This is a genomic window from Streptomyces sp. NPDC037203 (assembly GCF_055605065.1).
The window spans coordinates 553,880-577,226 of record NZ_JBVJUC010000002.1; the positions used below are offsets into that span (position 1 = coordinate 553,880).

The window sequence follows — 23,347 nt, forward strand, 5'->3', positions numbered from 1 at the left end:
GGAATTTAGTTCCACGGTACGCTAATCGCATGGAACGAAATTCCGCCAGCCTGTCCGCCCGGATCCGGGCCCGGCTGCCCGAGCTGCGCGAGACCGAGGCCCGTGTGGGGCGGGTGGTGCTCGAACAGGGCGCCGCGCTGGTCCACCTCAGCGTCAGCGACGTGGCCGCGCTGGCCGGCACCGCGTCCTCCACCGTCGTCCGCACCTGCCAGCGGCTCGGCTTCCGGGGGTTCCAGGAGCTGAAGCTGGAGGCCGCGCGGCAGGCGCCCGCACCGCCCCCGCCACCGGTGGACGAGCCCGCCGCGCACGCGCTCGCCGCCACGCTGGGCGCCTCCCGCGACGCCCTGGACGGCCTCGCCGCGACCCTCGACCCCGGCGCGCTCACCGCCGCGGCCGAGGCCCTGCACGCCGCGTCGCGCGTCGTCGTGATCGGCGCGGGGCTCTCCGGCGCGGTCGCCCTCGACGTCGCCTACCGGCTGCGCGCCCTGGGTTGCCAGGTCGACGCGCCGCCCGACCCCCTCACCGCCCAGCTCGCCGCCGCCCAACTCCCGGCGGACGGCGTGTGCTTCGCCATCAGCCACACCGGAGCCACCCGCACCACGGTCGACGCCGCCCGCCGCGCCAGGCGGGCCGGGGCGACCGTGGTCACGCTCACCAGCTACGCCCGCTCACCGCTGAGCGAGACCAGCGGCCCGGTGCTCGTCGCCGGCGGCCAGGACCTGGTGTTCGGCCTGGAGACCTCCGCCAGCCGGATCGCCCACCTCGCCGCCGTGGACGCCCTGACCCACCTTCTGATGGGCCTGCGCCCCGAGACCGCGCGCCGCCGGCTCGACCTGTCGGCGGACGTCACGGCCGACCACGCCTACTGAACGCCCGCCCCGCGCAGGGGAGTTCACGCGGCCAGCGGGTCCAGGACCAGTGGTTCGATCCGGCCCTCCAGCATCTCGCCGAGCCCGCGGGCCGCGCAGATGTCCGGGCGCTCGGCGATGAACACCGGCATCCCGGTGGCCTCGCGCACCATCTGGTCGAGACCGGGCAGCAGCGCCGAACCGCCGACCATGATGATCCCGCGGTCCGCGAGATCGGCCACCAGATCCGGCGGGCACTCGCGCAGCACCTTGCCGATGCCGTCCAGGACGGCCGTCAGCGGGGTCTGGATCGCCTCCCGCACCGCCGAGGTCTCCACCCGCACGGTGCGCGGCAGCCCGGTGGCCACGTCCCGGCCGTTGATCTCGGTCTGCGGCGGGCCCTGCGGGGTCAACCCGTTCCCGGCCAGGGCCAGTTGCAGCGGTCGTACCGACTGGCTCGGCAGCAGCAGCTCGTGCGCGTGCCGCAGATACTGCACGACCGCGTGGTCCACGGCCTCGCCGCCCACCGGAATCCGCTCGGCCGTCACGATCGAGCCCAGCGACAGCACCGCGACCTGGGTGGCCGCCGCCCCGCACACCATGATCATGGTGGCCTCGGGCCGCTCCACCGGCAGCCCGCAGCCCACCGCCGCCGCGATCAGCGTGTCCACCAGCTCCACCCGGCGCGCGCCGAGCCCGAGCAGCGTCTCGATCGTCGCCCGCTGGGCCAGCGGATCGGCGTCGTGCGGGGTGCACGCGGCGGCCCGCAGCCGGGGCTTGCGGCGCAGCGCCCGGCGCATCTTGTCCCCGATCAGATGCCGCAGCATCCGCTGGGCCATGTCGATGTCGACCACCGTGCCGCCGGAGATGGGCCGCACGACCCGGATGTAGTCGGGGGTGCGGCCGGTCATCTGCTCCGCGAAGTCGCCGACCGCGATCAGCGAACCGGTCCGCCCGTTCACGGCCGCGACCGAGGGCTGGTCCACGACGAGTCCCGCGCCCTTCACATACACCCGTGTACGGGCCGCGCCCAGGTCGACGGCGAAGTGACAGCGGCGCAACTGCTCCAGGCTGACGGACACGGCAGCTCCTCCGAGCGCGGGGCGAATTCCTTACTCTCCGTATCCTGCGCGCCACCCGCGGCGGACCGCCTTTTGTGGGGGGCCGGGCGGGGCGCCGCCGAACGGGCGTTCATCACCGGCCGCCCGGAGTGTCGCCGGGTCAGCCGGCGCGTACCGCCTCCAGGAGCGGTTCGAGCGAGGAGACGACCGCCGCCCCGCCGGCCTCGCGCAGCAGCCGCCGCCCGGCGGCGGACGGGGCGAACCCGATGAAGGGCAGGCCGAGCCGCTGGGCCGCCGTCAGCTCGGCCACCGAGGAACCGAGCAGCACGGCCCGCCCGGCCGGCCGGCCGAGATGGGTCAGGGCCCGCAGCAGGGTGCCGGGGTCCGGGGTCAGCAGACCCAGGTCCTCGCGCCGCCCGTGCACCCCCGCGAGCGGCAGCTTGTACGACTCCACGCCCCGCTGCACCGCACGGGAGCTCACGTCCGACACCACGCTCACCCGTCGCCCGGACGCGTGCAGCGCCCGCACCAGCGCGAGCGAGCGGTGCGTCATCGGCGCGTCCGGCACGGCGGCCAGCTCCAGCTCCTCCAGCCGGTCCCGCAGCACCGGTCCGAGCCGGTCGTGGGCGAAGGCGCGCAGCAGATCCAGCGGATGCGGGAATGCCTCCAGGCCCGCCGCCCCCGCGGCCGCCGGCAGCGGTCGCCCCGCCAGCGCGTCCCGCGGATCGCGGTGCTCGGCCACGACGTTCAGCAGATCGAGTACGGCCGCGCGCGCGGACGCCGCCGTGAACAGCCGGGTGAGGGGCCCGTCGAAGCCGAACAGCACGCACTCGGCCCCGGTGAGCAGCGCCTCGGGGGGCCGGGCGGCGGCGGGCGCGGGTCCGGTGGCGCTGTCCGCGGCCAGCCGCACGGTGTACGACACGGTGAGCCCCGGCACCGGCCAGTCCCGCACCCCGTCGTTCAGGGCGCGTTCGGCCGCGTTCGCCCGGCGCGCCGGGTGCCGCCCGGTGATCCGGGCCGCCGCGTCGCGCAGATGGTCGAGCAGCCGGGCGGCGACGCCGGGGGGACCGGCCCGGACGAAGGCGACGGGGTCGGTCACCTGCCAGGTCAGCTCCGCCACCGCGCTGAACACGGCCTTCCCGGAACTGGGCAGCGACAGCGGGTGCCGGGCGTGCTGCACGGTGAGGTCCACCGTGTAGTAGGTCTCCGGGCGGGGGGCGTACGGGTGGATCGGGTCGAACAGGGCGAGCGTGCCGTCCGGACTCGTGTGCACGATGGCCGTACGCCCCGGCGTCGGCACGCCCAGCTCCCGCAGGTCGCGGGTGATGAACGGCCCCTGGACCAGCTCCCGTTCGGGGCGCTCGGCGGTGAGCGGGCAGTACCAGGCCGCGGGGGGAGCGTCCGGGGCGTCGTCGCGGTAGAGCGGTTCGAAGGGCGGGGCGTCCCCCGCGGCGGAGCTGGCGGCGAACTCGTCGTACAGCGCGGGCGGCACCAGGACGTCGACGCCGCCGGCCGTCCGCGGCGGCCGGACGGACGGCGCCCCGAACACCACCCGCAGCCACATCGGCTCGGACAGACCGGCCAGCGCGAGGGGGAGTTCACGCAGGACGGCGACGAGGACCGGCAGCAGATAGGCGTACGGATCGGTGCGCACCCAGTAGCCGTCCGCGCGGGCCTCCACCCGGAACCGCTCGGGGGACAGCGAGCGGGAGAAGACCTCGTGCACGGCGGCTTCCAGGGTGATGCGGGCCTCCGGACGCCCGGTGAGATCGCCGGTGGTGAAGAGGACCTGGGTGCTGCCCCAGAGGGTGACGAGGAGGTCCGCGAGCGCCGCCATGGTCCGCTCCCGGCTCCCCGGAACGACGGGCGCGGCCTCCAGGCAGGTCAGCACCGGCCCGTTCGGGGAGAGCACCACGGACCGGGCGTCCAGCTCGCCGCGCGGGCCTTCCTGGGCGTGCAGGGCTTGGGCCGCCTCGCGGAGCCCGCGCCGCAGGACGCGCACCTCGTCGGTGTGCGGCCGGTACGAGGCGTCCGCCAGATGCTCGTGCAGCGTCGGCCCCGCCACGAACTCCCGCACCAGGTACGGCTTTCCCTCGGCGAAACCGTGGTCGAGGACCCGCGCGATCCCCGGATGCCGCACCTTCGCGAGATCCCGGCAGAGCTGCTCGAAGGGCTCCGGGCACTCGCCCCGCGCATACCGGCACACGACGACCGGGGCGCCACCGTTCCACGTGTCCTCGGCGACCCAACTCCCGCTCCCGGTCGCCGACTTGCGCACCAGCCGGTACCGGCCGGCCAGCAGCCGCTCGCCACCGGCCGGCGCCAGCCTGCGCACGCTCTCCTCGCTGAGCGTGGCGACCGGCTGCCGCTCCACCGGCGTCGGCGCGCCCCCCGAAGACGGCACCACCGCCCGGAACCCGCCCGGCGCCCGCCCCGCCAGATCGTCGATGAACTCGCCCATCCGCTCCAGGAGTTCGACGGTGCGATTGCGTTCGGTCCGGGGCAGCCCGAGCAGCAGCAGCTCCCGCACCCCCTCCCGGAACGTGTACGAGCCCGCCGGTGCGCCGGGCAGCGCGACGAGCATGCCGCTGAGCACCACCTCGGCCAGATGCCGGGGCCGCGGCTCCGGCTCCACCGCCGCCTGCACCAGCCGCATCACCGGCAGATCGGGCCGCCCCACCGCGAGATGCCCGGCCAGCCGGAACGCCTCCGGGGACGCCGTCGCCCGGAACCGCAGCACCAACTCCTCGGCGGACAGCCGGCCGACGTCCGTACGGTCCTCGGCGTCGGCCGGCAGCGGACGCGTCAACCGGGCCGCCGCCGCCGGGAACCGGGTGCCGCCGGGCGCGCCGATCAGCCCGGCCCAGTTCGCCAGCCAGCGCGGCTCGGGCTCCAGCACCGGCAGGACCACCGCGCCCGCCGCGCCGTCCTGCTCCGTCCCGCAGTCCGGCTCCGGCGCGTCGTACGGCGTGAAGGTGAGCGCGGCCGAGGGCGCCGCCGGGTACGGGGCCGAGAGCCGGCCGGGCGTGGCGGGCAACGCCGTGTCCCGCCAGTGATGTTCGGGCAGCGGCTGTACGACGGCCAGCGGCATCCGGCGCGCCCAGCGGTGCAGGGTGGCGTACCACAGGGTGCCGGCGGGGCCCTGCCGCCACTGCGGGCCCATGCAGTCGCTGATCAGCAGGGTGACGCTCCGGCCGTCGGCGGACGGGTGCCCGTCCGGGCCGCGTACCGTGCCGTCGGCTCCGGCGCGGTACAGGGTGACCGTGCGGAAGGCGCCCGACTGGGCCAGCGCGGTGTGCAGTTCCTGGATCAGGGGCCGCCACAGGGGCATCGTGGGACCCGCGTCGTACACCAGGTTCAGGCTCAGCCAGCGCTCGCGGGCGGGACGCAGCACCGGGAGCCAGTGGTCGGGATCGGCGCCCAGCCGGGCGATGCGGTCGGCGGTCGCCAGCTCGTCCAGCTCCCGGCCCATGGGCGCGTCCACCCGGCGCCGCAGGGGGCGCAGCGCGCGCTGGAGGGCGAGCGGGTGGGGCAGCATCGGGGGCGCGGGGGCCATCAGGGCGGCGTGCGGCGCGCGCTCCGTGGAGGGGGCGGGGGAGGGCAGGTGCAGCGGGACGCGGGCGGGGGTGTCGGGGGCGGGGCGCGGCGGGCGACGCTCCCCCTCGGGCGGCCGAGGTGCGCGGGCGGGTTCGGGCGCCGGTCCCGGCTCCGGCTCCGTGCTGCCGTCGCCGCCCATCCCCTCGGGGTCCCCGGCGTCCTCCGGGTCCCCGCTGCCGGTGAATCCGGTGGTTCCGGTCGGTCCGGTGGTTCCGGTGTCCGTCGTGCCCATGGGGGCCATGTGGCCGGCCAGCCAGAGCAGTTCGGCCAGTTCGCGCGGTGTCGGGGGCGCGCCCTGGCCCGCCTCGGCCAGTACGGCGGCGAGACGGGCCAGGGCGTCCGGGGCGTCCGGGCAGCCGGGGGTGTCCGGGGTGCCCCGCGGGTCAGAAGACATCGGTCTGCGTGCCCTGTCCCAGGTGCGGCATCAGCCGCTCGGCCAGCTGGTCCAGGGACCCGGTGTCCAGGTTGCTGGTGCGGGCCAGGTAGATCGCGTTGAGGAGCTGGTCGGTGGCCAGGTCCCCGGCGCTGGTGCGGTCCAGGAAGCGGCCGATCAACTCCCGCGCGTAGGAGTCCGGTTCGCCCAGGTGGGCGCGGACGATGTCGGCCAGGTGCCGGTCGTCCGGCCGTCGCAGGTGGAGCGTGACGCAGCGGCGCAGGAAGGCGGGCGGGAACTCGCGCTCGCCGTTGCTGGTGAGGACGACGAACGGGAAGGCACGGCAGCGGACCTGGCCGCGCACCACCGGCACCGGTTCGCCGGTGCTGTCGGCCGGGACCCACGCGGTGCCGTCCGGGGCCAGCCGGGCGGCGCGCACCAGCTCGGGGATCTGGTACTGGCCCTCCTCCAGCACGTTCAGCAGGTCGTTGGGCAGGTCGAGGTCGCTCTTGTCGATCTCGTCGATGAGCAGGGCGCGGGGGCGGGCGTAGGGCAGCAGGGCGGTGCCGAGCGGGCCGAGGCGCAGATGGTGCTCGATCCCCGACTCGTCCGGCGCCTCGGGCCCGCTCTCCTGGTGCGCGGCCCGCTGCCGGGCCGCGTACAGGCGGGACAGCGGGTCGTAGCTGTAGAGCCCGTCGTGCAGCGTGCTGCGGCTGGTGATGTTCCAGCGCAGCACCGGGCCGAGCCGCAGCTCGCGCGCGACGGCGTACGCCAGGGAGGACTTGCCGGTGCCGGGCGGGCCGGTGACCAGCAGCGGGCGGCGCAGGTACAGGGCCGCGTTGACCAGTTGCACCGTCTCCTCGGTGGCCCGGTACGTCTCGGCGCGGTGCACCCGGTCGGGGGAGACGGCCGCGCGGTCGGCGGCCGCGTCCGGCGCATCCAGCACCGGGCCGCCGTCGAAGGCGCGCCAGGGCGGCGGCGGGGGCAGGTGCGTGATGCCGTCGTGCGGCGCGCTCGTACCGGTGTAGACGGGCCACAAGGGCATGGCTTCTTCTTCTCCGTGGTGGGGGGCGGGGCGGTTCAGTCGACGGGGGAGCGCAGGCCGGCGGCGGGCTCGGGGAAGCAGCGGGGGTCGTCCCAGAGCAGCTGGAGATTGCGGGCCCAGTGCCGCTCGGGTTCGTCGGCGGCGTCCGCGGTCACCCGTAACGAGAGGATGTGGCGCGGGAGTTCGGCTGGCGGGACCCCGGCGACGGAGGCGGCGAGCTGGTCCAGGAAGGCGGTGCCGGGGCAGCGGGCGGGGGCTTCGGGGCGGGGCGGTGCGGCGGTCGCGGTGCCGGCGGCGGCCGTGTCGCGGGGACCGCCGCGGGCCGGGCGCGGGTCCTCGTACCCGCCCGGTCCGCCGCCCGCCGCGCGCGCGTACGGCGGTTCGCCGTGTGCCCCGGCGGGGCAGCCCGTACGGGACCACAGCAGGATGGGGACCGGGACGGTGAGGCCGATCTCGAAGTGCTCGCGGGCCGCCGCGGGCGGGACCGCGAACCCGGCGAGCCCCGCGTCGTCGTCCCACAGCCGTTTGCGCAGGCTGGGCGGCCGTTCCTGGCTGCCGCACTCCACCCGGTGCACCCGCACCGGGCGCCCGGCGTCCAGCTTCTGCCACTTCTTGCGCAGCTGGTGTCGCAGCCGGTTGCTGCGGTGCCGCGCCCGGTCGGTCACCACGAGGGGGTAGGCGCAGCCGAGCGGCGTGCTGTCGTCCGCGCCGCACTCCCAGTGCGCCACCGCCTCGTTGAGCCATTCGCGCGGCAGCACGAAGGTCACCAGTTCCTCGGCGTCCGGGTCGAGATGGGCGACGGCCTCGTCGATGCGGTGCTGGACGTACGACCGTACGCCGGAGCGCGGCAGCCGGCGCGTGCCCACCGGGCGGCGCTGCCCGTCGCGGTACGCCGACACCTCCACGGTCACCTGGTCGGGCCCGGCGCCGCTGTGGTCGATCTCCACGACGACCGGCGCCCAGCGCGGGGACGCCTGCTCGGGCCCCCCGCCCTCCGGGAGGCCCCCGACCGGCGTGGCCCGCGTGACCTGCGGGGTCCGGGCTGCCTCGGCGAACGGCGCGGACTCGGTGGCCTGCGGGGCCCTGGCGGCCGGCGGGGCGGGTGCCGTCGCCGGTCCCGCGCCCACCACGTCCCGCAGCCGGCCCGCGAACCGGTCCACCGCCGCCGGATCGGGCACCTCCCACTGCACGTAGGCGGCGGCCGCCTTGAGCGTCGGGAACCCGCCCTCGGGCAGCGGGGGCCCGAAGGCGCCCACCGCGTCCACGTACAGCCGGTTGGGATCGCACGCGCGGGCGTCCGGCAGGCGCCGCAGCAGTCCGTACAGCTCCCGCAGGATGTCCGCCCGGTGGCCCGGCGTGGGCACCAGCTCGCCCAGCTCGGGCCAGTACCGGGCCAGTACGTCCAGCGGCAGCATCCGGCCCTTGCGCACCTGCGGCGCCTCCGCGGCCGAGGTGACCATGCCGACCACCCGGCCGTCCGGCAGGGTCGCCGCCGCCCCGCTGAACCCGGCCTCGATCGGCTGCCCGTGCCCCTGCCAAGCCACCAGCTCCAGCCACTCGCCCGCGATCAACTGGCCGGAGACAGCCCGGTATTCGGCGAGCGTGCCCTCGTCGTAGCCGACCGGGAAGCCGTAGGCGAGCAGCCGGGGGTGCGGTTCGGTGTACGCGGCGCCGGGCGGTGCGAAACCGGCCGGGGCGAGGGGGACGTCGCGGTCGAGTTCGAGCACGGCCACGTCACCGGGGTCGGTGGCGCCGCCAGCCCAGCCGCCGTGCGCGATCACCGACGCGGCGACCTCGCCCAGCTCCCTGGCGTGCGGGAAGACCACCGTCACCGGGTCCCGGCCGCTGGAGCGGACGACATGGGCGCAGGTGAGCACCCGGCGGGCGGTGACCAGGAAACCCGCCCCCACCTCATGGCCGCAGTGGATCCGGGCATGCCAGGCGGCGCTGTTCACGGGCGCTCGGCGGACTCCGGTGCGGCGGTGGCCTGACCCGGCACGCCGGGCAGCGCCCCGCCCGGCGAACTCCCCGGCGTCCAGTGGAGCTTGACGACCAACTGGCCCTCCGCGGACCCCTTGGCGATGATCGCGCCGGCCTCCGCGGACATCTTCACGCCGAACTCGATCTCCACCGAGTCGGGCCGCAGACTGCCGTCCCGGAAGACCCGCAGCGCGGCCTCCGCCGCCGCCCGCACGCCGTCCAGCGCGCCCTCGAAGGTCTGCGCCGCGCGCACCATCTCGTCGCCGCGCGAGACCAGCCGGGTGCCCGGCCGGGGGGTGGTGCCGGCCCCCTCCACCACGACGAGCGCGCCGTCCTCGGTCCTGAACTCCACCAGCTGGTCCATGCCGCCGTTCGCTCCCCCTCGTCGCAGACCTGTGAGCAACCACCATGGTACGGACGGGCCTTCGGCCGTCCCACTCATTACGCCCGAGCGGGTCAACCGGCGCGGTGTGGCGAGAACCCGCCACCGTGACAACCCGCCACGCCCGGCCCCCTGTGCGCCCCCGGCGCGCGCACCACACTCGTGCCGACCCGAAAAGCATGTACACGACAGTCCCGGACGGGCCGTGGGCGCGCGGTCCGGACGGGACGGAGCACGCGGAAGAGGGCGCGGATGACCAGAGGACCAGCCGGACGCCTGGCCGCGGGGCCGGTCGGACGCCGGGCGGCGCTGCTGTCGGCGGGGCTCGTGCTGGCCGGGGTGCCGGTACCCGGAGCGACCGCCGCCGCGGGGACCGGACCGGCACCGGCGGACGCGGCGGCGCGACACTCCGGCCCCGCTCCGGCGACCGTCACCCTGGTCACCGGCGACCAGGTGACCGTCACCGGTCTCGGGCACGGCAGGAAGACCGTCACCGTGCGGCGGCCACGCGGCGCCACCGGGGCCGTGCGCACGCAGACGAGCAACGGCGATCTGACCGTCGTACCGGACGAGGCGCAGCCGTACCTGCGCTCCGGGAGGCTGGACAAGCGGCTGTTCGACGTGAGCGCGCTGATCCGCCAGGGCCTCACCGACGCCCGCACCAAGGCCCTCCCGCTGATCGTCGGTTACGGCGCGGACACCCGCGTCCCCGCCGCCGCCCCGGCCGGCACCTCCCGCACCCGGAGCCTGCCCAGCCTGCGCGGCGCGGCCGTCGAGGCGGGCCGGGGGACGGCGTTCTGGCGGTCGTTCACCCGCGGTGACGGCGTCCAGACGGTGTGGCTGGACGGGCGGGTCGAGGCCGACATGGCCGAGAGCAACGCCCAGATCGGCACCCCGAGCGCGTGGGGCGCCGGACTGACCGGCAAGGGCGTCACCGTCGCCGTCCTCGACTCCGGCGCGGACCCGACCCACCCCGACCTGGTGGACCGGATCAGCCGGTCCAAGAGCTTCGTCGACGGCGAGGAGGTCGCCGACCGCGACGGCCACGGCACCCATGTCACCTCCACCATCGGCGGCAGCGGCGCCGCCTCCGGAGGCAAGGAGAAGGGCGTGGCGCCGGACGCGACCCTCGCCGTCGGCAAGGTGCTCGACGACACGGGCTCCGGCAGCGAGTCGCAGATCATCGCCGGGATGGAGTGGGCCGCGCGGGACGTGCGCGCCCGGATCGTCTCGATGAGCCTCGGCTCCAGCGAACCGGGCGACGGCACCGACCCGATGTCGCAGGCCCTCGACAGCCTGGCCCAGGAGACCGGCGCGCTGTTCGTGGTCGCCGCCGGAAACGCCGGCGCCCCCTCGTCCATCACCTCGCCCGGCGCCGCCGACGCGGCCCTGACCGTCGGCGCGGTCGACTCCGCCGACCAGCCCGCCTCCTTCACCAGCGCGGGCCCCCGCAGCGGCGACGACGCCCTCAAGCCCGACCTGTCCGCCCCCGGCGTGGACATCCTCGCCGCCCGCTCCCAACTCACCGACGGCAGCGGCTACTACACCACCATGAGCGGTACGTCGATGGCGACGCCGCACGTCGCCGGGGTGGCCGCGCTGCTCGCGCAGGAGCATCCCGACTGGACCGGCCCCCGGTTGAAGGACGCGCTGATGTCCACCTCGAAGCAACTCGGTGCCTCCGCCTACACGGTGGGCGCCGGACGGGTGAGCGTGCCGGACGCCGTACGGGCCACGGTGACCGCCACCGGCAGCGCCGACCTCGGCTTTTACCGCTGGCCCTACCCCGCGGACAAGCCGGTCACGCGCACCCTCACCTACACCAACTCCTCGGCCACCGCCGTCCACTTGACCCTCTCGGCGCAGGGCGCCCCGGACGGCGTCGCCACCCTCGCCGACACCTCCCTCACCGTCCCCGCGCACGGCACCGCGACCACCACCGTCACCGGCGACGGCTCCAGGGCGCCGGTCGGCACCACCAGCGGCCGGATCACGGCCACCGACGACACCGGCACGGTGCGCGCGCACACCGTGTTCGGGCTGGTCAAGGAGGATGAGCGATACACCCTCACGGTCCACGTCAAGGACCGCGCGGGCAACCCCGCGGCCGCCGACCTCACCGTGCAGCGACTCGCCCGGAACGCGGACCCCGAGTCGGATCACGTCGACGACTCCGGAACCCTCAAACTGCGCCTCGAACCGGGGACTTACGCCCTCACCTCCTTCCTCGACGTGCACGGGAGCCACGGCGCCGACTCGCTCGGCCTCGGCTTCCTCTGCGCACCCGAGGTCACCCTCGACCACGACAGCGACATCACCCTCGACGGCACCAGGCTGCGCGAGATCGAGGCGGCCGTCCCCCGGCGCACCGAGACCCGCCAGCTCCTCATGGAGTACGACCGCTCCGCCGACGGCACCGACCTGTCCGCCACGGTCCAGGTGCCCCTCACCTACGACAGCGTCTTCGCCGCGCCCACCCCCGAGGTCACCCAGGGCACCTTCGAGTACCGCACGGTATGGCGGCTCGCGAAGCCGCGACTGGAGGTCAGGGGCGTCGGAGAGGCGACCGTCCAGCCGGGCGGCACCCTGACCGCCGGACGGCACCGGCTCCCGCTGGTGGACGTCGGCGACGGTCCCGTGCCCGCCTCCGCCTCGGGCAAGGCGGTGCTGGCACACCTCGCCACCGGCGCGGACCCGCTGGCCCTCGCACGGGCCGCCCAGGACGCGGGCGCCAAGGCGCTGTTCGTCACGGACGACGCGCCGGGACGGCTGATGGACTGGTGGGGCAACGACGACGACACCGACCGCCCGCTGCCGATCGCCACGGTGAACCAGGCGGACGCGGCCCGGCTGCGGGCCCACCCGACCGCCGACATGACCGGCACCCCCGACTCCCCTTACGTGTACGACCTCTCCGAGGGCCACACCGGCTCGATCCCCGACCGCGACCTCACCTACCGTCCCGCACCGCGCCGACTCGCCGCCCTGCACGTCACGTTCCACGCGGCGCGGCCGACGAGCGGCGGTGAGTTCCGCTACTCCATCACCGGCGCCTTCCCCGTCGGCGTCGGCTTCCAGGAGGACATCGACCTGCCCGCCGAGCGCACGGACTACGTCTCCACCGGCCCCGGCCAGCTGTGGACCGAGTCCGTCACGATCGGCGCGGGCACCCTGGAGGAACGCGGCGGACCGGTCCGCTACCGGGGCGGCAGCCGGCCCCGGCTGCACTGGTTCCAGCCGGTGTGGCACCCCTGGCTCGGCACCGGGCTCGGCTGGGGCGAGCAGCGCACCGGGAACCGGATCCAGCTGAACACGCCGGGCTGGGGCGACTCGGGCCCCGACCACACCGGGTTCGGCGATGTCTGGGGCGACAGCGGCATGACCCAGACCACCTCCGTCTACCAGGACGGCACCCTCGCCGACCGCGAGTCCGGCTCGACCGCCTTCGTCCGGGACGCCCCGGCCGACGAGCACACGTACCGGGTCGTGACCGACACCGCCCTCGACGCGGACCACTGGAGCCTCGCCACGCGGGGACACACCGCGTGGACGTTCCGCTCGGCCCGGACACCGGACGACCACGCGACGACACTGCCGCTGATCAACCTCTCCTACGGCCTGCCCACCGACCTCGCCGGCACGGTGCCCGCCGGGCGGCGGCTGCCGGTGACACTGGGCGCGAGCCACCTGGCGGGCGCCACCGGGACGGGCACGCTCGGCGGGGGCCGGCTGGCGGTGTCGTACGACGGGGGCGCGAGCTGGCGGCAGGTGCGGCTGACGGGGGCCGGGGCGTCGTGGCACGGCACGCTGTCGGTGCCCTCGGGTGCGGCGTCCGTCTCCCTGCGGGCGTCGGCGCGGGACGACAGGGGCGGGTCGGTCTCGGAGGAGATCATCAGGGCGGTGGGGGTGCGGAAGCCGTAGGGGACGCCCCCGAGGGTGCGGCGGGGCCGCGGGCGCCTGGTGGTCGTCCGCGCCCCCGCGGCGGAGCCGCGCATCGCGCCCCTCAGGAGGCGCCGTCCGCGCCGGTGGCCCCGACGATGCCCCGGATGACCCCCAGCTCCACCAGGTCCTGTGGGCGGATGCGGAGCTGGTCGGCGGTGTGCTCGATCTCCCCTTCCGGGCGCTTGAGGATGGCCGCGGCCAGTTCCGGGGCGATCACGGAGAAGTAACTGTCCGGCGTGGCCCAGGTGTTGCCCGGTGCGGCCAGGGCGAGGGCGCCGCCGGAGCCGCCCTCGCCGATCACCAGTGTGGTCACCGGCACCCGCGCCCCGGCCACCGCCCCGAACACCTCGGCGATGGCCGCGCCGGCGCCCTGCCGCTCGGCCTGAGCGTCGTTCGCGGCGCCGGGGGTGTCCACCAGCGTCAGCACCGGCACCCCGAGCCGGTCCGCCAGCCGGATCAGCCGGGCCGCCGTCCGGTACCCGGCGGGCCGCGTCCCCACCCCGGTCTGCGCGGCGAACGCGACGGTACGGCCCTGGTGCTCGCCGAACCCGCAGAGGATGCCGTCGGGGTCGGTACCGCCGCACCGGTCGCCGCGGAGGTGGACGCGGTGCGCGAAGTAGGCGTCCAAGTAGGCGCCTGCGCGAGGGCGTTCGGGTGCACGGGCGCGCCGGACGGCGGCCCAGCCGGTGGCGGGGAGACCGGTCGGGGCGAGAGCCGCCGGGACGGGCGCGGGCAGCGGGTGGTCGGCGGACGCGGTCGGCGCCTGGCTCGTCCCCGACAGCAGCCGCAGCCACACCCCCAGGACCTCCTTGAGTTCCTCCGCCCGGACGACCGCGTCCGCCGCGCCCGCGGCCATCTGGGCCTCGGCCGTGTAGGCGGTGGGGTCGGCGTCGGCCGGGCGGACGCGTGAGCCGGCGAAGCCCACCTGGGCACCGGGGAGGGCCAGGATCACATCCGCGCCGGCGCCCAGGGTGGCCCAGCCGCCGCCCGTCGTGGGGTCGCGCAGGACGGCGATCTGGGGCAGTCCCGCCGCACGGGTGAGCGCCGACTGGCGGGCGACCCGCTGGAGTTGGGTCAGCGCGACCATGCCCTCCTGCATCCGGCTGCCCCCGGTCGCGATCAACGGCACGACCGGCAGCCGGTGCGCACGGGCGTGTGCGTACGCCCCCTCCAGCCGGTCCCCGGTGCGCTCGCCCAGGGAACCGCCGAGGAAGCCGAACTCGAAGGCGATCAGCACGGCGCGGGTACCTTGGACGGTCGCTGTGCCGCAGACGACGGACTCCCGCTCGCCGGTGCGTTCGGCGGCGCGGGCGTGCGAGGCGTCGTACCCCTGCCAGGCGAGCGGGCCGTCCGGCCCGGACCGCCGCTCGGGGGAGGGAAGTTCGGCGAAGGTGCCGTCGTCCGTGACGAGGGCCAGCACCTCGCGCGCGGTGCGCCGCTGCTCAGGCATCGGCGGCGGCACCGGGAACGGTGTCGGCGGCCAGGGCCCGTTTCATGATCTTCCCCATGTCGTTGCGGGGCAGCACCTCCAGGTAGCGGACGACGCGGGGCCGCTTGTGCGGCGCGAGCCGGCGGGCGACATGGTCCGCCAACTCCTGGGCGCCGGGCGGGGTTTCCGGGTCGGCTGGGACGATCCAGGCGACGATCCGTTCGCCCAGGTCCGGGTCCGGTTCCCCGGTGACCGCCGCCTCCCGGACGGCCGGGTGCTCCAGGAGCGCGTTCTCGATCTCGCCCGCCCCGATCTTGTAGCCGCCGCTCTTGATGAGGTCGGTGGCCTTGCGGCCGACGATCCGCACATACCCGTCGGGCTCGCGCACGGCCATGTCACCGGTACGGAACCAGCCGTCGGCGGTGAACGCGGCGGCGGTGGCGTCGGGGCGGTTCAGGTACTCGGTGAACAGGTTGGGCCCGCGGACCTGGATCTCCCCGACGGTCTCCCCGTCCCGGTCGCCGATCTCCGTCCCGTCCTCCTCCACGAGCCGCAGCCCGACGCCGGGCAACGGCACGCCGACCGTCCCCGGCCGCGGCTCCCCGTCCGCGCGGACGCTGGTGTTCATCAGCGTCTCCGTCATGCCGTACCGCTCGATGACCCGGCGACCGGTGGCCGCGGCGATCCGCTCGTGGTCGTGCACCGGCAGCGCGGCCGAGCCGGAGACCAGCAGCCGGGCCCCGCCGAGCGCCTCGGCCAGCTCGGGGTCGCCGGGAAGGGCCTCGGCGATGCGGTGGTACATCGTCGGCACGCCGAACAGCATGGTCGCGCCCTCGGCCAGCGCGCGGGCCACGCCCGCGGTGGAGAACCTCCCCAGGTGCCGCACCGAGCCGCCGCGGCGCAGCGGGCCGAGGACGCCGAGCACGAGCCCGTGCACATGGAACAGCGGCAGCCCGTGCACCAGCACGTCGTCCTCCGTCCACTGCCAGGCGTCGGCGAGCGCGTCGAGGGTGGAGGCGAGGGCCCGGCGGGGGAGCACGGCGCCCTTGGGCGGGCCGGTGGTGCCGGAGGTGTAGACGACGAGGGCGGGGGCGTCGCCGGGGAGTTCGGGGCGCGGGGCGTCCGCGCGGGCGCCGGCGTCGACGTCGACGCGCTCCATGTCGCCCAGCGCCCGCGGGAGTCGGGCGCCCGGAGCGGCGAGGAGGAGGGAGGGGGCGCTGTCCGAGACGATATGGGCCAGCTCCTTCTCCCCGGACTTGGGGTTGAGCGGCACGGCGGCGGCACCGGCGAGCAGCACGCCGACGACGGCGACCACGGTCTCCAGCTCGGGCGTCGCCCACACGGCCACGCGACCGCCCCGAGGGACGCGCCGGGCCACCGCGGCGGCGGCGTCCGCGAGACCGCCGTACGTCAGCGAACGCTCACCGAACCGCACCGCGGACCGCTCGCGCGGCCCACCGACCAGACCAGGAAAAAGCGAGGACACCCACGCACCCCTTCACTCTCGCGACCGTTCAGCCCCTTCCTACACCAGGATCGACCGGGGGACGACCGTGCGTGGACGGGGCCGTCCCCCGGCTCCCGCCTCCCAGCCGACCGTTTCCGGCGGGCGGGAGGGCGAGTCAGTCGGCCCGGACGGACACGTCCGCGACGACGCACGTCACGTTGTCGGGCGCCCCCGCCGCCCGCGCCGCCGCGACCAGCTCCGCCGGCCCCGCGGCGGACGCCAGCAGTTCCCTGATACGGGCATCGGGTACCGCCTCCGTCAGCCCGTCGGAGCACACCAGGTACCGGTCCCCGGACAGCGGCTCCCGGAGGCACAGATCCGGGACGACCTCCGCGCCACCGGTCAGCGCCTTGGACAGCAGCAGCCCCCGCGGCGAGACCCGGTGGTCCCGCGTGATCCGGTACAGCTCGCCACCGCGCAGCAGATACGCCCGCGAGTCCCCGATGTGCGCGAGCGCCAGCCGGGACCCGGTCCACAGCAGCGCCAGCTCGTCGTACAGCCGCAGTGCCTTCGGTGACAGCCGGCTCAGCCGGGCGAACGCCCCGATCGTCAGCGGTTCCATCGCGCCCCCGTCTCCCGTCGTCCGCCACCGATGCTGGGGCTTCACCAAAGGTGAAGGTCAAACCCCCTGTCCCGGTTCCGGGCCGCTTGTTAGCCTCGCGGGTGTCCGCACGCCGTACGACAGGGAGTCCCGCCGTGCCCCGCATCGCCCTCGCCACCTACGACCCCGGCGCCGCCCCGAGCAGGGACGCGGACCTGCCGGTGCTGGTGCGGGCGCTGAACGAGGCCGGCGCACAGGCCGACGCCCCCTACTGGGACGGCCCCGACATCGACTGGTCCGTGTACGACCTCGTCGTCATCCGCTCCACCTGGGACTACAGCTGGCGCGCGGCGGAGTTCACGGCCTGGCTGGACCGGGTGGCCCGGACGACCCGGATCGCCAACCCCGCCGAGGTCATCCGCTGGAACCTCGACAAGCGCTACCTGGGCGAGCTGGCCGCCGCCGGCGTCCCCACCGTTCCCACGCGCTACCTCGCCCCCGGTCAGGACGCCTCTCCCGCCCTGCCCACGGACCACGAGTACGTCATCAAGCCGACCTCCGGCGCGGGCGCCCGCTTCGCCGCCCGCTACACGCCCGCCGAGCACGTAACGGCCGTACGGCACCTCGCGCGGATGCACGCCGAGGGCTTCACCGCGATGGTGCAGCCCTACCTGAAGGGCATCGACGCCACCGGCGAACGCGCCCTCCAGTTCTTCGGCGGCTGCCTGCTGCACGCGAGCCGCAAGGGCGCCGTCCTCTCACCCGGCACCCCGTACGACGCCGACAAGGTCGCCCACCCCGACCTCGCCCCCTGGCAGCCGACGGACGCGGAACTCGCCGTGGCGGACAAGGCGTTGGCGGCCGTACCCGCCGCCTCCGCGCCCCTCCTCTACGCCCGCGTGGACCTCGCCGACGGCCCGGACGGCACTCCCCGCCTGATGGAACTCGAACTGGTCGAGCCGAACCTCTTCCTCTTCCTGCACCCCGAGTCCCTGCCCCGCACGGTGGCGGCGATCCTCAGCGCGGGGTCCGGGGATCGACCCGCGCGGTGCGCTGGAGCAGCCCCCAGGTGAACTCGGCGACCATCTCGTGGGGTATGCCGTCCCGGTCGGGCGCGGTGAAGGCGAGGCCCCAGCGGGTGGGGGCGGTGCCCTCCAGGGGGCGGGCCGGGGGGAAGGCGCGGGCGAGTTCGTCCACGGTGCAGGACCAGGGGACGAGGTCTTCCACGGTGCGCAGGCCGGGGGGCGCGGCGCCGGGCGCCCGTACGAGCCATTCGTTCCATACGGCGCCGTCGGGACCCACGAGTACCTCGAACCGGAGGTCGGGCCACAGGGGCAGCGCCCACCGGCGGGCCTCGCAGTCGACGTCCCCGAGCCTGCGCGGCTCGGTGCTCTCGGGTTCCCCGAGACCGACCGGTACCGCGCGGCGGCCCCCCGCGCCCCGGGCGACCGCACCATCGCCTGCCACCGCTTGTTGGCCTCCCGCATCTCCGCGATGGACACGCCCAGCGTCTTCCGGGCCTCGTCCACGAGTTCCGGATTGTGATCGGCCATACGACGCAGCAACACCAACTGGAAATCAAGAGCCACGGGATCCATGGTGCCCTGGAGCGAGGGGCGGACGCAGCACCTCCCGACCGGCGGCACCGCGCCGGGACGCCCCCCGCGGGCCCCTTACTCCGGAACCCCGACCCCCCGGACCGGTGCCGCCGTCGCCAGCGCGCGCACCGTCGCCACCGTCTTCGGCCGCCGCAGCGCCGACGAGATGGACGCGATGTCCCGCAGCAGCGACGCGGGGGCGCAGTCGCCGGCCGTCCCCGCCGCGCTCCCGTTCTCGATCGCGTCCAGCACCCCCACCGCCGCCGACAGCGCCCGCGCCCGCGCCGCCGGATGCCCCAGCGCGCGGGCCGCCGTGTAGGCCCGGTCCGTCAGCTCCGTGTCCACGCGCCGGGCGAGCGGCAGCAGGGCGTCGCGGATGTACGTCTCGCGGCGGGTCAGCCGGAGTTCCGCCGGGGCGCGCAGCGAGAACCGCGGGCCTGCTCCGGTCGCCGAGCGCAGCAGCCGGTACAGCGGTCCCAGCCGGTGATGCGCCAGCCGGACCCGGTACCGCTCGTGCAGGGCCTGCCCGGCGTGCGGAAGGATGAAGCCCGCCGCCAGCAGGATCGCGGAGAGCGAGGCCACCGGCGGCGCCAGGTTCGTGCTGAGCCAGTCCGGATCCCGGCCGAGCCAGCGCGCGGCCACCGCCGTCACCTTCGCCGCGTCGTACAGCAGGCTCAGCGCGTACCCGCCGCCCAGCAGCCGCAGCCCCCACCGCAGCCACGCGTCCAGCCCCCGGTCCCGTACCCAGTTCCAGATCAGCCGGGCACTCAGCGCGCAGGCGACGGTGTGGGCCAGCAGATAGAGCAGGATCTCCTCGCGCATGAAGGGCGTACGGGCGTAGTACGTGTCGAGGTCCCGCACCCGCTCCACCGGCACGTCGGCGAGCGCGAACAGCACCCACAGCGCGACGATCACCACCGCGTACCCGGAGACGATCCACCGTGTCGCCCGCCGGGTGACGGCGGACCGCTCGGGCAGCCCGTTGCGCCAGGTGACGATGAACAGCAGCCCCGCCCCGGAGTTCGCGGCGATCAGCGAATAGCACAGCGGAGCCGCGAAGTTGGGCACTCCGGTGAGCACGTTCATCCGGTGGATCATCGACGGCATGCAGCACACGAACACCGTGCAGGCGAACAGGAGCACCCCGCCGACCGCGCGCAGCAGGGGGTCGCGCCACAGCCGGATGATCGTGGGCAGCTTCAGCAGCAGCGCGGCGGTCAGCAGCGCCGTCGGGATCCAGAAGGAGATGTACAGCCGGCCGAGCAGCGCCGAAGGGTCCAGCGCCAGCGTGCTCACCGCGCCGCTCCGCCCCGCCCGCGATAGCCGAGCGCCCGCTGCAGGGGGTCGGACGGCGCGCCCCCGGACCCGCCGGGCCGGGTCCGGAACAGCGTGGCGAGCCGGTGCCCGAAGTCGTCCGCCTCGGCTTCGTCCGCCTCGCGGGACCCGTCGCGCGCGGCCACCGTGAGCGCCCTGTCCGGCCAGCCGGGGGCGTCCGCGAGGGCTCGCGCCGCCGCGTCACCGGCCATGTGGTGGTGCCGGTGCCCGGCGTGCAGATGCCACAACTCATGTCCGAGGATCACCAGTTGCTGCACATCCTCGGCCCGGTCCTCCACGATGACCAGGTCGAAGTCGGCGAACTCCACCCACAGACCGGTCACTTCGATCTCGTCCGGGAAGCGTTCGAACCGCAGCTCCAGCGGCCGCCCGCCGCGCAGCACGCTCATCTCCTCGCACAGCGCCCGGCACAACCCCCGTACATCAGCGGGTACTTCGGGCCGGGCGCGGACCGCCGAGGCAAGTGCGCCGGCGAGGGAGCGCATGGCCGTGCCGGAGTCGCCGGAGCGTCGCAGTCGTGCGGTCAGCCGTACCGCCCGCCGTCGCGCGCCCGCGATACCCATCCGTCCCCTTCCCGCGTCCGCCGCTCCTGCCCGCACTCCCCGCCGCGCACCGCCGCGCACCGCCGCGCGCCGCCGCGGTTCCGTCGAGCGTACGTGCCGGGACACGCCCGCGTCACGCGATCCCGGAGGCGTGGTTCAAGACACAACCAACCCGCCGGCCGCCTTCCCGAGCAGGGTCAGCCCGACCTCCCCGGGCCCCGACAGGGTCGTGAACTCGGACAGGACCGCGAGCGCCAGCGTGTTCTCGCCCCGCGTGCGCAGCACCCCGTTCGGCAGCACGAACGTGTGCTGCGGGCCCACGTCGTTGATGTACTGCCCCATGTTCCAGCCGTTGAGGAAGATCTGGGCCCGGTACGCCCGGTACGGATCGTCCTGGAGCGTCAGCCCGATCGACGCGTCCACGTCGCCGGGCACGGCCAGCCGGAAGGTCGTCCGGTACCAGGTCACCCCCTGATACCGCTCGGCGCGCGGGAAGTCCACGGTGTCCCAGTCCCCGTCCGCGAACCCCGGCAGATGCCAGCCCGAACGCTCCCCGTGCAGACCGCCGTTGTTCAGCGGCCCGCGCACCGGGTCGGGACGGCCCTCGCCCTGGATGCGCCAGCGCACCTTCGGGGAGGCGCCCTTGAAGACCGCGGCGGTGAGGCCCCGCGCGGCCTTGTGGGTGTCCTGCGACGTGCCGTCCTGGTCGTGCTGCATCCGCCGGACGAGGACGGACAGCACATGCCGGCCGGGCGAGCGCAGCGCTTCGCGCACCGGGAAGGAGGCCGTGTCCGACCAGGTGCCCCTGCGGATCGTGGCGGCGTCCGGCACCGGCATCCGGTGCGTGCCCAGCGGCTCCCCGTCCAGCCACGCCATCAACAGCCCCTGGGTGCCGGTGCTGTAGCCGAGCGCGACCTCGGAGATGTCCGTGGAGTCGTCGAAGACGCCCCGGTACCAGACGTCCCCGTAGTGGAAGCCGTAGTCGTCCGCGAACAGCACCGGCTGGCCCTCCGGGACGGCCGTGGTGCTGTACGACGTCTTCTTGTCGGCGGTCTTCCACGTGGAGTCGTCGTAGCTCGGGCCCACCTCGGGGTTCTCCCGGCGCATCCGCCAGGAGCCGAGGGCGGGCAACCGGACCTCCGGCACCGCGGGCAGCATCCGGGTGGTCATCAGGCTGCCGGACATCGTCACACGGGTGGCGAGCCTGCGCCCGTTCCACACCAGGCTGGAGATGCCGCGCGGCCCCCACACCTCCACGCTCGTCGGATCGGTGATGTCACCGCTCAAGTGGACTTCCGAGCCGCGCAGTTCGACGTGGCGCAGCAGCTGGGGGCCGTACACCAGCAGGGAGCCGGAGGCGGTGTCGTACGGGAACAGCCGCACGGAGGTGGCGTCATCGGCGAAGAGGAGGAGCAGCGGGGTGTCCGTGTCGCCCTTCTCCACCAGCACGCGGATCAGTCCGCTCTGCCCGAGCGGGGCGTTGACGTGCAGGCCCGTGTCGTCCACCCCCCACGCGGCCTCCGGGTCCAGCCGCATGACGTCGGGGTCGGTGTCGCAGTGCAGCACCAGCTCGGCCATCTCGCCCTTGCGCCCGGTGAACACGGCGACGTCCTGCCGCCCGGCGGTCAGGCACATGGTCGGCTGCACGGTCGCGTACTTCAGCTTCCGCTTGCCCAGGGACAGGCCGGTGGCCAGCAGCTTGGCGTCCTTGCCGGGCACGGTGACGCGCACCTCGCCCTCGGCGGTGGGCAGTTCGGCCGTCACCGCCTCGGTGCCGTCGTTCCGGGCGACGTACACATGGGCGCCGGTGTCCGGGTTGGCCAGGTGGTAGACCTTCAGCCCCTCGGCACGCACCTCCGCCGCGCGGTCCAGCTTGGCGAAGTCGGGGACGCGCTGCAGCAGATGCCCGAGCTGGTGCATCGGGGCGATCTTCGCGGTGACGTTGCGGGCCTCGTCGATCGCGGCGCCGTAGTCGTACGACGTGTAGACGACCGGCGCGGGCAGCCAGCCCCAGGAGGTGCCGCCGAAGGTCATGTAGACGTTGTGCAGGGTGATGCCGTTGGCGAGGTTGGTCAGGTAGAAGCGGCGCTCGTAGGCGGCGTCGCGGGTGCGGCGGGCCTCGGCGTACCCCTTGCCGTCGTAGAAGGAACCGCCCCACGGGTCGAACCAGCCGCCGCCGAACTCGGGCACGAATCCGGGCGTCGTGGGCGAGGCACTGGCGCCGCCCTTCGCCCCGCCGGGCCCGAACGCCCCCCAGTCCGGGGGAGTCTGGGACGGCGAGGGGTACCCGTCGAAGCCGTACAGCCAACCGCCGCGCTCGCCACCGGTGTCGAAGGAGCCGGGGGTCCAATACCCGTTGCGGCCCTTGTCGTTGTGGAACAGCGGTACGTCGATGCCGTCGGCGCGCACCTTCTTGTACAGGTGGGACATGTAGGCGCTGCTGTCCGCCGAGCCCACCCGCGCGTCGAACTCGTTCTCGATCTGGTAGAGCAGCACGGTGCCCTTGCCCTGGGTGAACAGGTGCTCGCGGGCGATCCGGTTCACCTGCGTCAGCCACTCGTCCACGTGCGCGAGGTACGCCGGATCGGCCGAGCGCGCCCGCCCCTCGGCCGCCGTGAGCCAGCCGGGGAAACCGCCGCCGTCCACCTCGGCGTTGATGTACGGGCCGGGGCGCAGGATGACGTAGAGCCCGGTCTCGGCGGCCGTGCGCAGGAACAGGCCCAGATCGCGGACGCCGCGGAAGTCGTACGTGCCCGGAGCGGGGGAGTGGTAGTTCCAGGCGACGTAGACACTCACGGCGTTGTAGCCGTGCGCGCGCATCTTCTGGAGCACGTCCCGCCACAGCGACGGGCTCGGCAGCCGGAAGGGGTGCAGTTCGCCCGACCACACGACCAGCCGTCTGCCGTCCACCAGCAGGGAGTAGCGGTCGTACCCGATGGTGTGGTGCTCGCCGTCCGCGCGCGGCGCGGCGGGCACCGGACCGGTCGGCACGCTGCGGGCCGCGTACGCCGAGGGCGCCCCGGTCCCGCCGCTGCCGCCGAGGGCGAGACCGAGCGCGGCCGAGCCGGTGAGGGCACTGAAGGTACGTCTGCTGAGCGCCAAGGTGGATCCTCCCGGCGATCTTCGGGGCGCGGGTGCGGCCATTCTCCACGCGCGGACGACCCACA

At 75.1% G+C, this 23,347-nt stretch carries 14 protein-coding genes and 1 pseudogene; 3 read left to right on the plus strand and 12 right to left on the minus strand.

Annotation, left to right across the window (positions count from 1 at the left end; all coding sequences use genetic code 11):
• Nucleotides 1-29: 29 nt before the first annotated feature.
• On the plus strand, nucleotides 30-869 hold the full coding sequence (locus ACZ7EC_RS06945) for a MurR/RpiR family transcriptional regulator (protein WP_471058938.1): 840 nt from the start codon (nucleotides 30-32) through the stop codon (nucleotides 867-869).
• Nucleotides 870-892: 23 nt separating this feature from the next.
• On the opposite strand, the gene mreB is transcribed toward ACZ7EC_RS06945, so the two are convergent.
• From mreB to ACZ7EC_RS06970, 5 genes are all read right to left on the minus strand, one after another.
• Nucleotides 893-1,930: a rod shape-determining protein MreB gene (gene mreB, locus ACZ7EC_RS06950; protein ID WP_471058940.1), complete on the minus strand. Its 1,038-nt coding sequence runs from the start codon at nucleotides 1,928-1,930 to the stop codon at nucleotides 893-895.
• Nucleotides 1,931-2,069: 139 nt separating this feature from the next.
• Complete coding sequence (locus ACZ7EC_RS06955; RefSeq protein WP_471058942.1) at nucleotides 2,070-5,900, minus strand: SAV_2336 N-terminal domain-related protein; 3,831 nt, start codon at nucleotides 5,898-5,900, stop codon at nucleotides 2,070-2,072.
• A complete protein-coding gene (locus ACZ7EC_RS06960) occupies nucleotides 5,890-6,924 on the minus strand; it encodes an AAA family ATPase (RefSeq protein ID WP_471058944.1) in 1,035 nt (344 codons plus the stop codon). Before ACZ7EC_RS06960 ends, ACZ7EC_RS06955 begins: the two co-directional genes overlap by 11 nt.
• A gap of 35 nt (nucleotides 6,925-6,959) precedes the next feature.
• A complete protein-coding gene (locus tag ACZ7EC_RS06965) occupies nucleotides 6,960-8,879 on the minus strand; it encodes a VMAP-C domain-containing protein (RefSeq protein ID WP_471058946.1) in 1,920 nt (639 codons plus the stop codon).
• The gene (locus tag ACZ7EC_RS06970) at nucleotides 8,876-9,268 is read right to left on the minus strand and encodes a CU044_2847 family protein (RefSeq protein ID WP_471058948.1); all 393 of its coding nucleotides are present in this window, start codon (nucleotides 9,266-9,268) and stop codon (nucleotides 8,876-8,878) included. Before ACZ7EC_RS06970 ends, ACZ7EC_RS06965 begins: the two co-directional genes overlap by 4 nt.
• A 270-nt stretch (nucleotides 9,269-9,538) precedes the next feature.
• Between ACZ7EC_RS06970 and ACZ7EC_RS06975 the strand changes: the two genes are divergently transcribed.
• On the plus strand, nucleotides 9,539-13,207 hold the full coding sequence (locus ACZ7EC_RS06975) for a S8 family serine peptidase (RefSeq protein WP_471058950.1): 3,669 nt from the start codon (nucleotides 9,539-9,541) through the stop codon (nucleotides 13,205-13,207).
• An 82-nt stretch (nucleotides 13,208-13,289) separates the two neighbouring features.
• Here the strand turns inward: ACZ7EC_RS06975 and ACZ7EC_RS06980 are convergent, their stop codons facing one another.
• From ACZ7EC_RS06980 to ACZ7EC_RS06990, 3 genes are all read right to left on the minus strand, one after another.
• Complete coding sequence (locus ACZ7EC_RS06980; protein WP_471058952.1) at nucleotides 13,290-14,678, minus strand: carboxyl transferase domain-containing protein; 1,389 nt, start codon at nucleotides 14,676-14,678, stop codon at nucleotides 13,290-13,292.
• Nucleotides 14,671-16,143, minus strand: a complete 1,473-nt coding sequence (locus ACZ7EC_RS06985) for an acyl-CoA synthetase (RefSeq protein WP_471058954.1) — start codon at nucleotides 16,141-16,143, stop codon at nucleotides 14,671-14,673. The genes ACZ7EC_RS06980 and ACZ7EC_RS06985 overlap by 8 nt, the downstream gene beginning before the upstream one ends.
• 136 nt (nucleotides 16,144-16,279) lie before the next feature.
• Nucleotides 16,280-16,726, minus strand: coding sequence for a PP2C family protein-serine/threonine phosphatase (locus tag ACZ7EC_RS06990; protein ID WP_471058956.1), 447 nt, complete (start codon nucleotides 16,724-16,726; stop codon nucleotides 16,280-16,282).
• A gap of 134 nt (nucleotides 16,727-16,860) precedes the next feature.
• Here ACZ7EC_RS06990 and ACZ7EC_RS06995 point away from each other — a divergent pair, with 134 nt between their 5' ends.
• Complete coding sequence (locus ACZ7EC_RS06995; RefSeq protein ID WP_471058958.1) at nucleotides 16,861-17,778, plus strand: ATP-grasp domain-containing protein; 918 nt, start codon at nucleotides 16,861-16,863, stop codon at nucleotides 17,776-17,778.
• Here ACZ7EC_RS06995 and ACZ7EC_RS07000 read toward each other — a convergent pair.
• From ACZ7EC_RS07000 to ACZ7EC_RS07015, 4 genes and pseudogenes are all read right to left on the minus strand, one after another.
• A pseudogene (locus ACZ7EC_RS07000) lies at nucleotides 17,723-18,303 on the minus strand (hypothetical protein). The gene ACZ7EC_RS06995 and the pseudogene ACZ7EC_RS07000 sit on opposite strands and share 56 nt — an antisense overlap.
• 75 nt (nucleotides 18,304-18,378) lie before the next feature.
• A complete protein-coding gene (locus ACZ7EC_RS07005) occupies nucleotides 18,379-19,599 on the minus strand; it encodes an MAB_1171c family putative transporter (RefSeq protein WP_471058960.1) in 1,221 nt (406 codons plus the stop codon).
• On the minus strand, nucleotides 19,596-20,201 hold the full coding sequence (locus ACZ7EC_RS07010; protein WP_471058962.1) for a toxin-antitoxin system, toxin component family protein: 606 nt from the start codon (nucleotides 20,199-20,201) through the stop codon (nucleotides 19,596-19,598). The genes ACZ7EC_RS07005 and ACZ7EC_RS07010 overlap by 4 nt, the downstream gene beginning before the upstream one ends.
• Before the next feature lie 135 nt (nucleotides 20,202-20,336).
• The gene (locus ACZ7EC_RS07015) at nucleotides 20,337-23,282 is read right to left on the minus strand and encodes a glycoside hydrolase family 35 protein (RefSeq protein WP_471058964.1); all 2,946 of its coding nucleotides are present in this window, start codon (nucleotides 23,280-23,282) and stop codon (nucleotides 20,337-20,339) included.
• Nucleotides 23,283-23,347 lie beyond the last annotated feature (65 nt).

Coding starts and splice junctions, on each gene's coding strand:
- ACZ7EC_RS07010 (WP_471058962.1), bottom strand. CDS start 20,201: ATGGGTATCGCGGGCGCGCGACGGCGGGCGGTACGGCTGACCGCACGA.
- ACZ7EC_RS06945 (WP_471058938.1), top strand. CDS start 30: ATGGAACGAAATTCCGCCAGCCTGTCCGCCCGGATCCGGGCCCGGCTG.
- ACZ7EC_RS06970 (WP_471058948.1), bottom strand. CDS start 9,268: ATGGACCAGCTGGTGGAGTTCAGGACCGAGGACGGCGCGCTCGTCGTG.
- ACZ7EC_RS06955 (WP_471058942.1), bottom strand. CDS start 5,900: ATGTCTTCTGACCCGCGGGGCACCCCGGACACCCCCGGCTGCCCGGAC.
- ACZ7EC_RS06980 (WP_471058952.1), bottom strand. CDS start 14,678: ATGCCTGAGCAGCGGCGCACCGCGCGCGAGGTGCTGGCCCTCGTCACG.
- ACZ7EC_RS06990 (WP_471058956.1), bottom strand. CDS start 16,726: ATGGAACCGCTGACGATCGGGGCGTTCGCCCGGCTGAGCCGGCTGTCA.
- ACZ7EC_RS06960 (WP_471058944.1), bottom strand. CDS start 6,924: ATGCCCTTGTGGCCCGTCTACACCGGTACGAGCGCGCCGCACGACGGC.
- ACZ7EC_RS06975 (WP_471058950.1), top strand. CDS start 9,539: ATGACCAGAGGACCAGCCGGACGCCTGGCCGCGGGGCCGGTCGGACGC.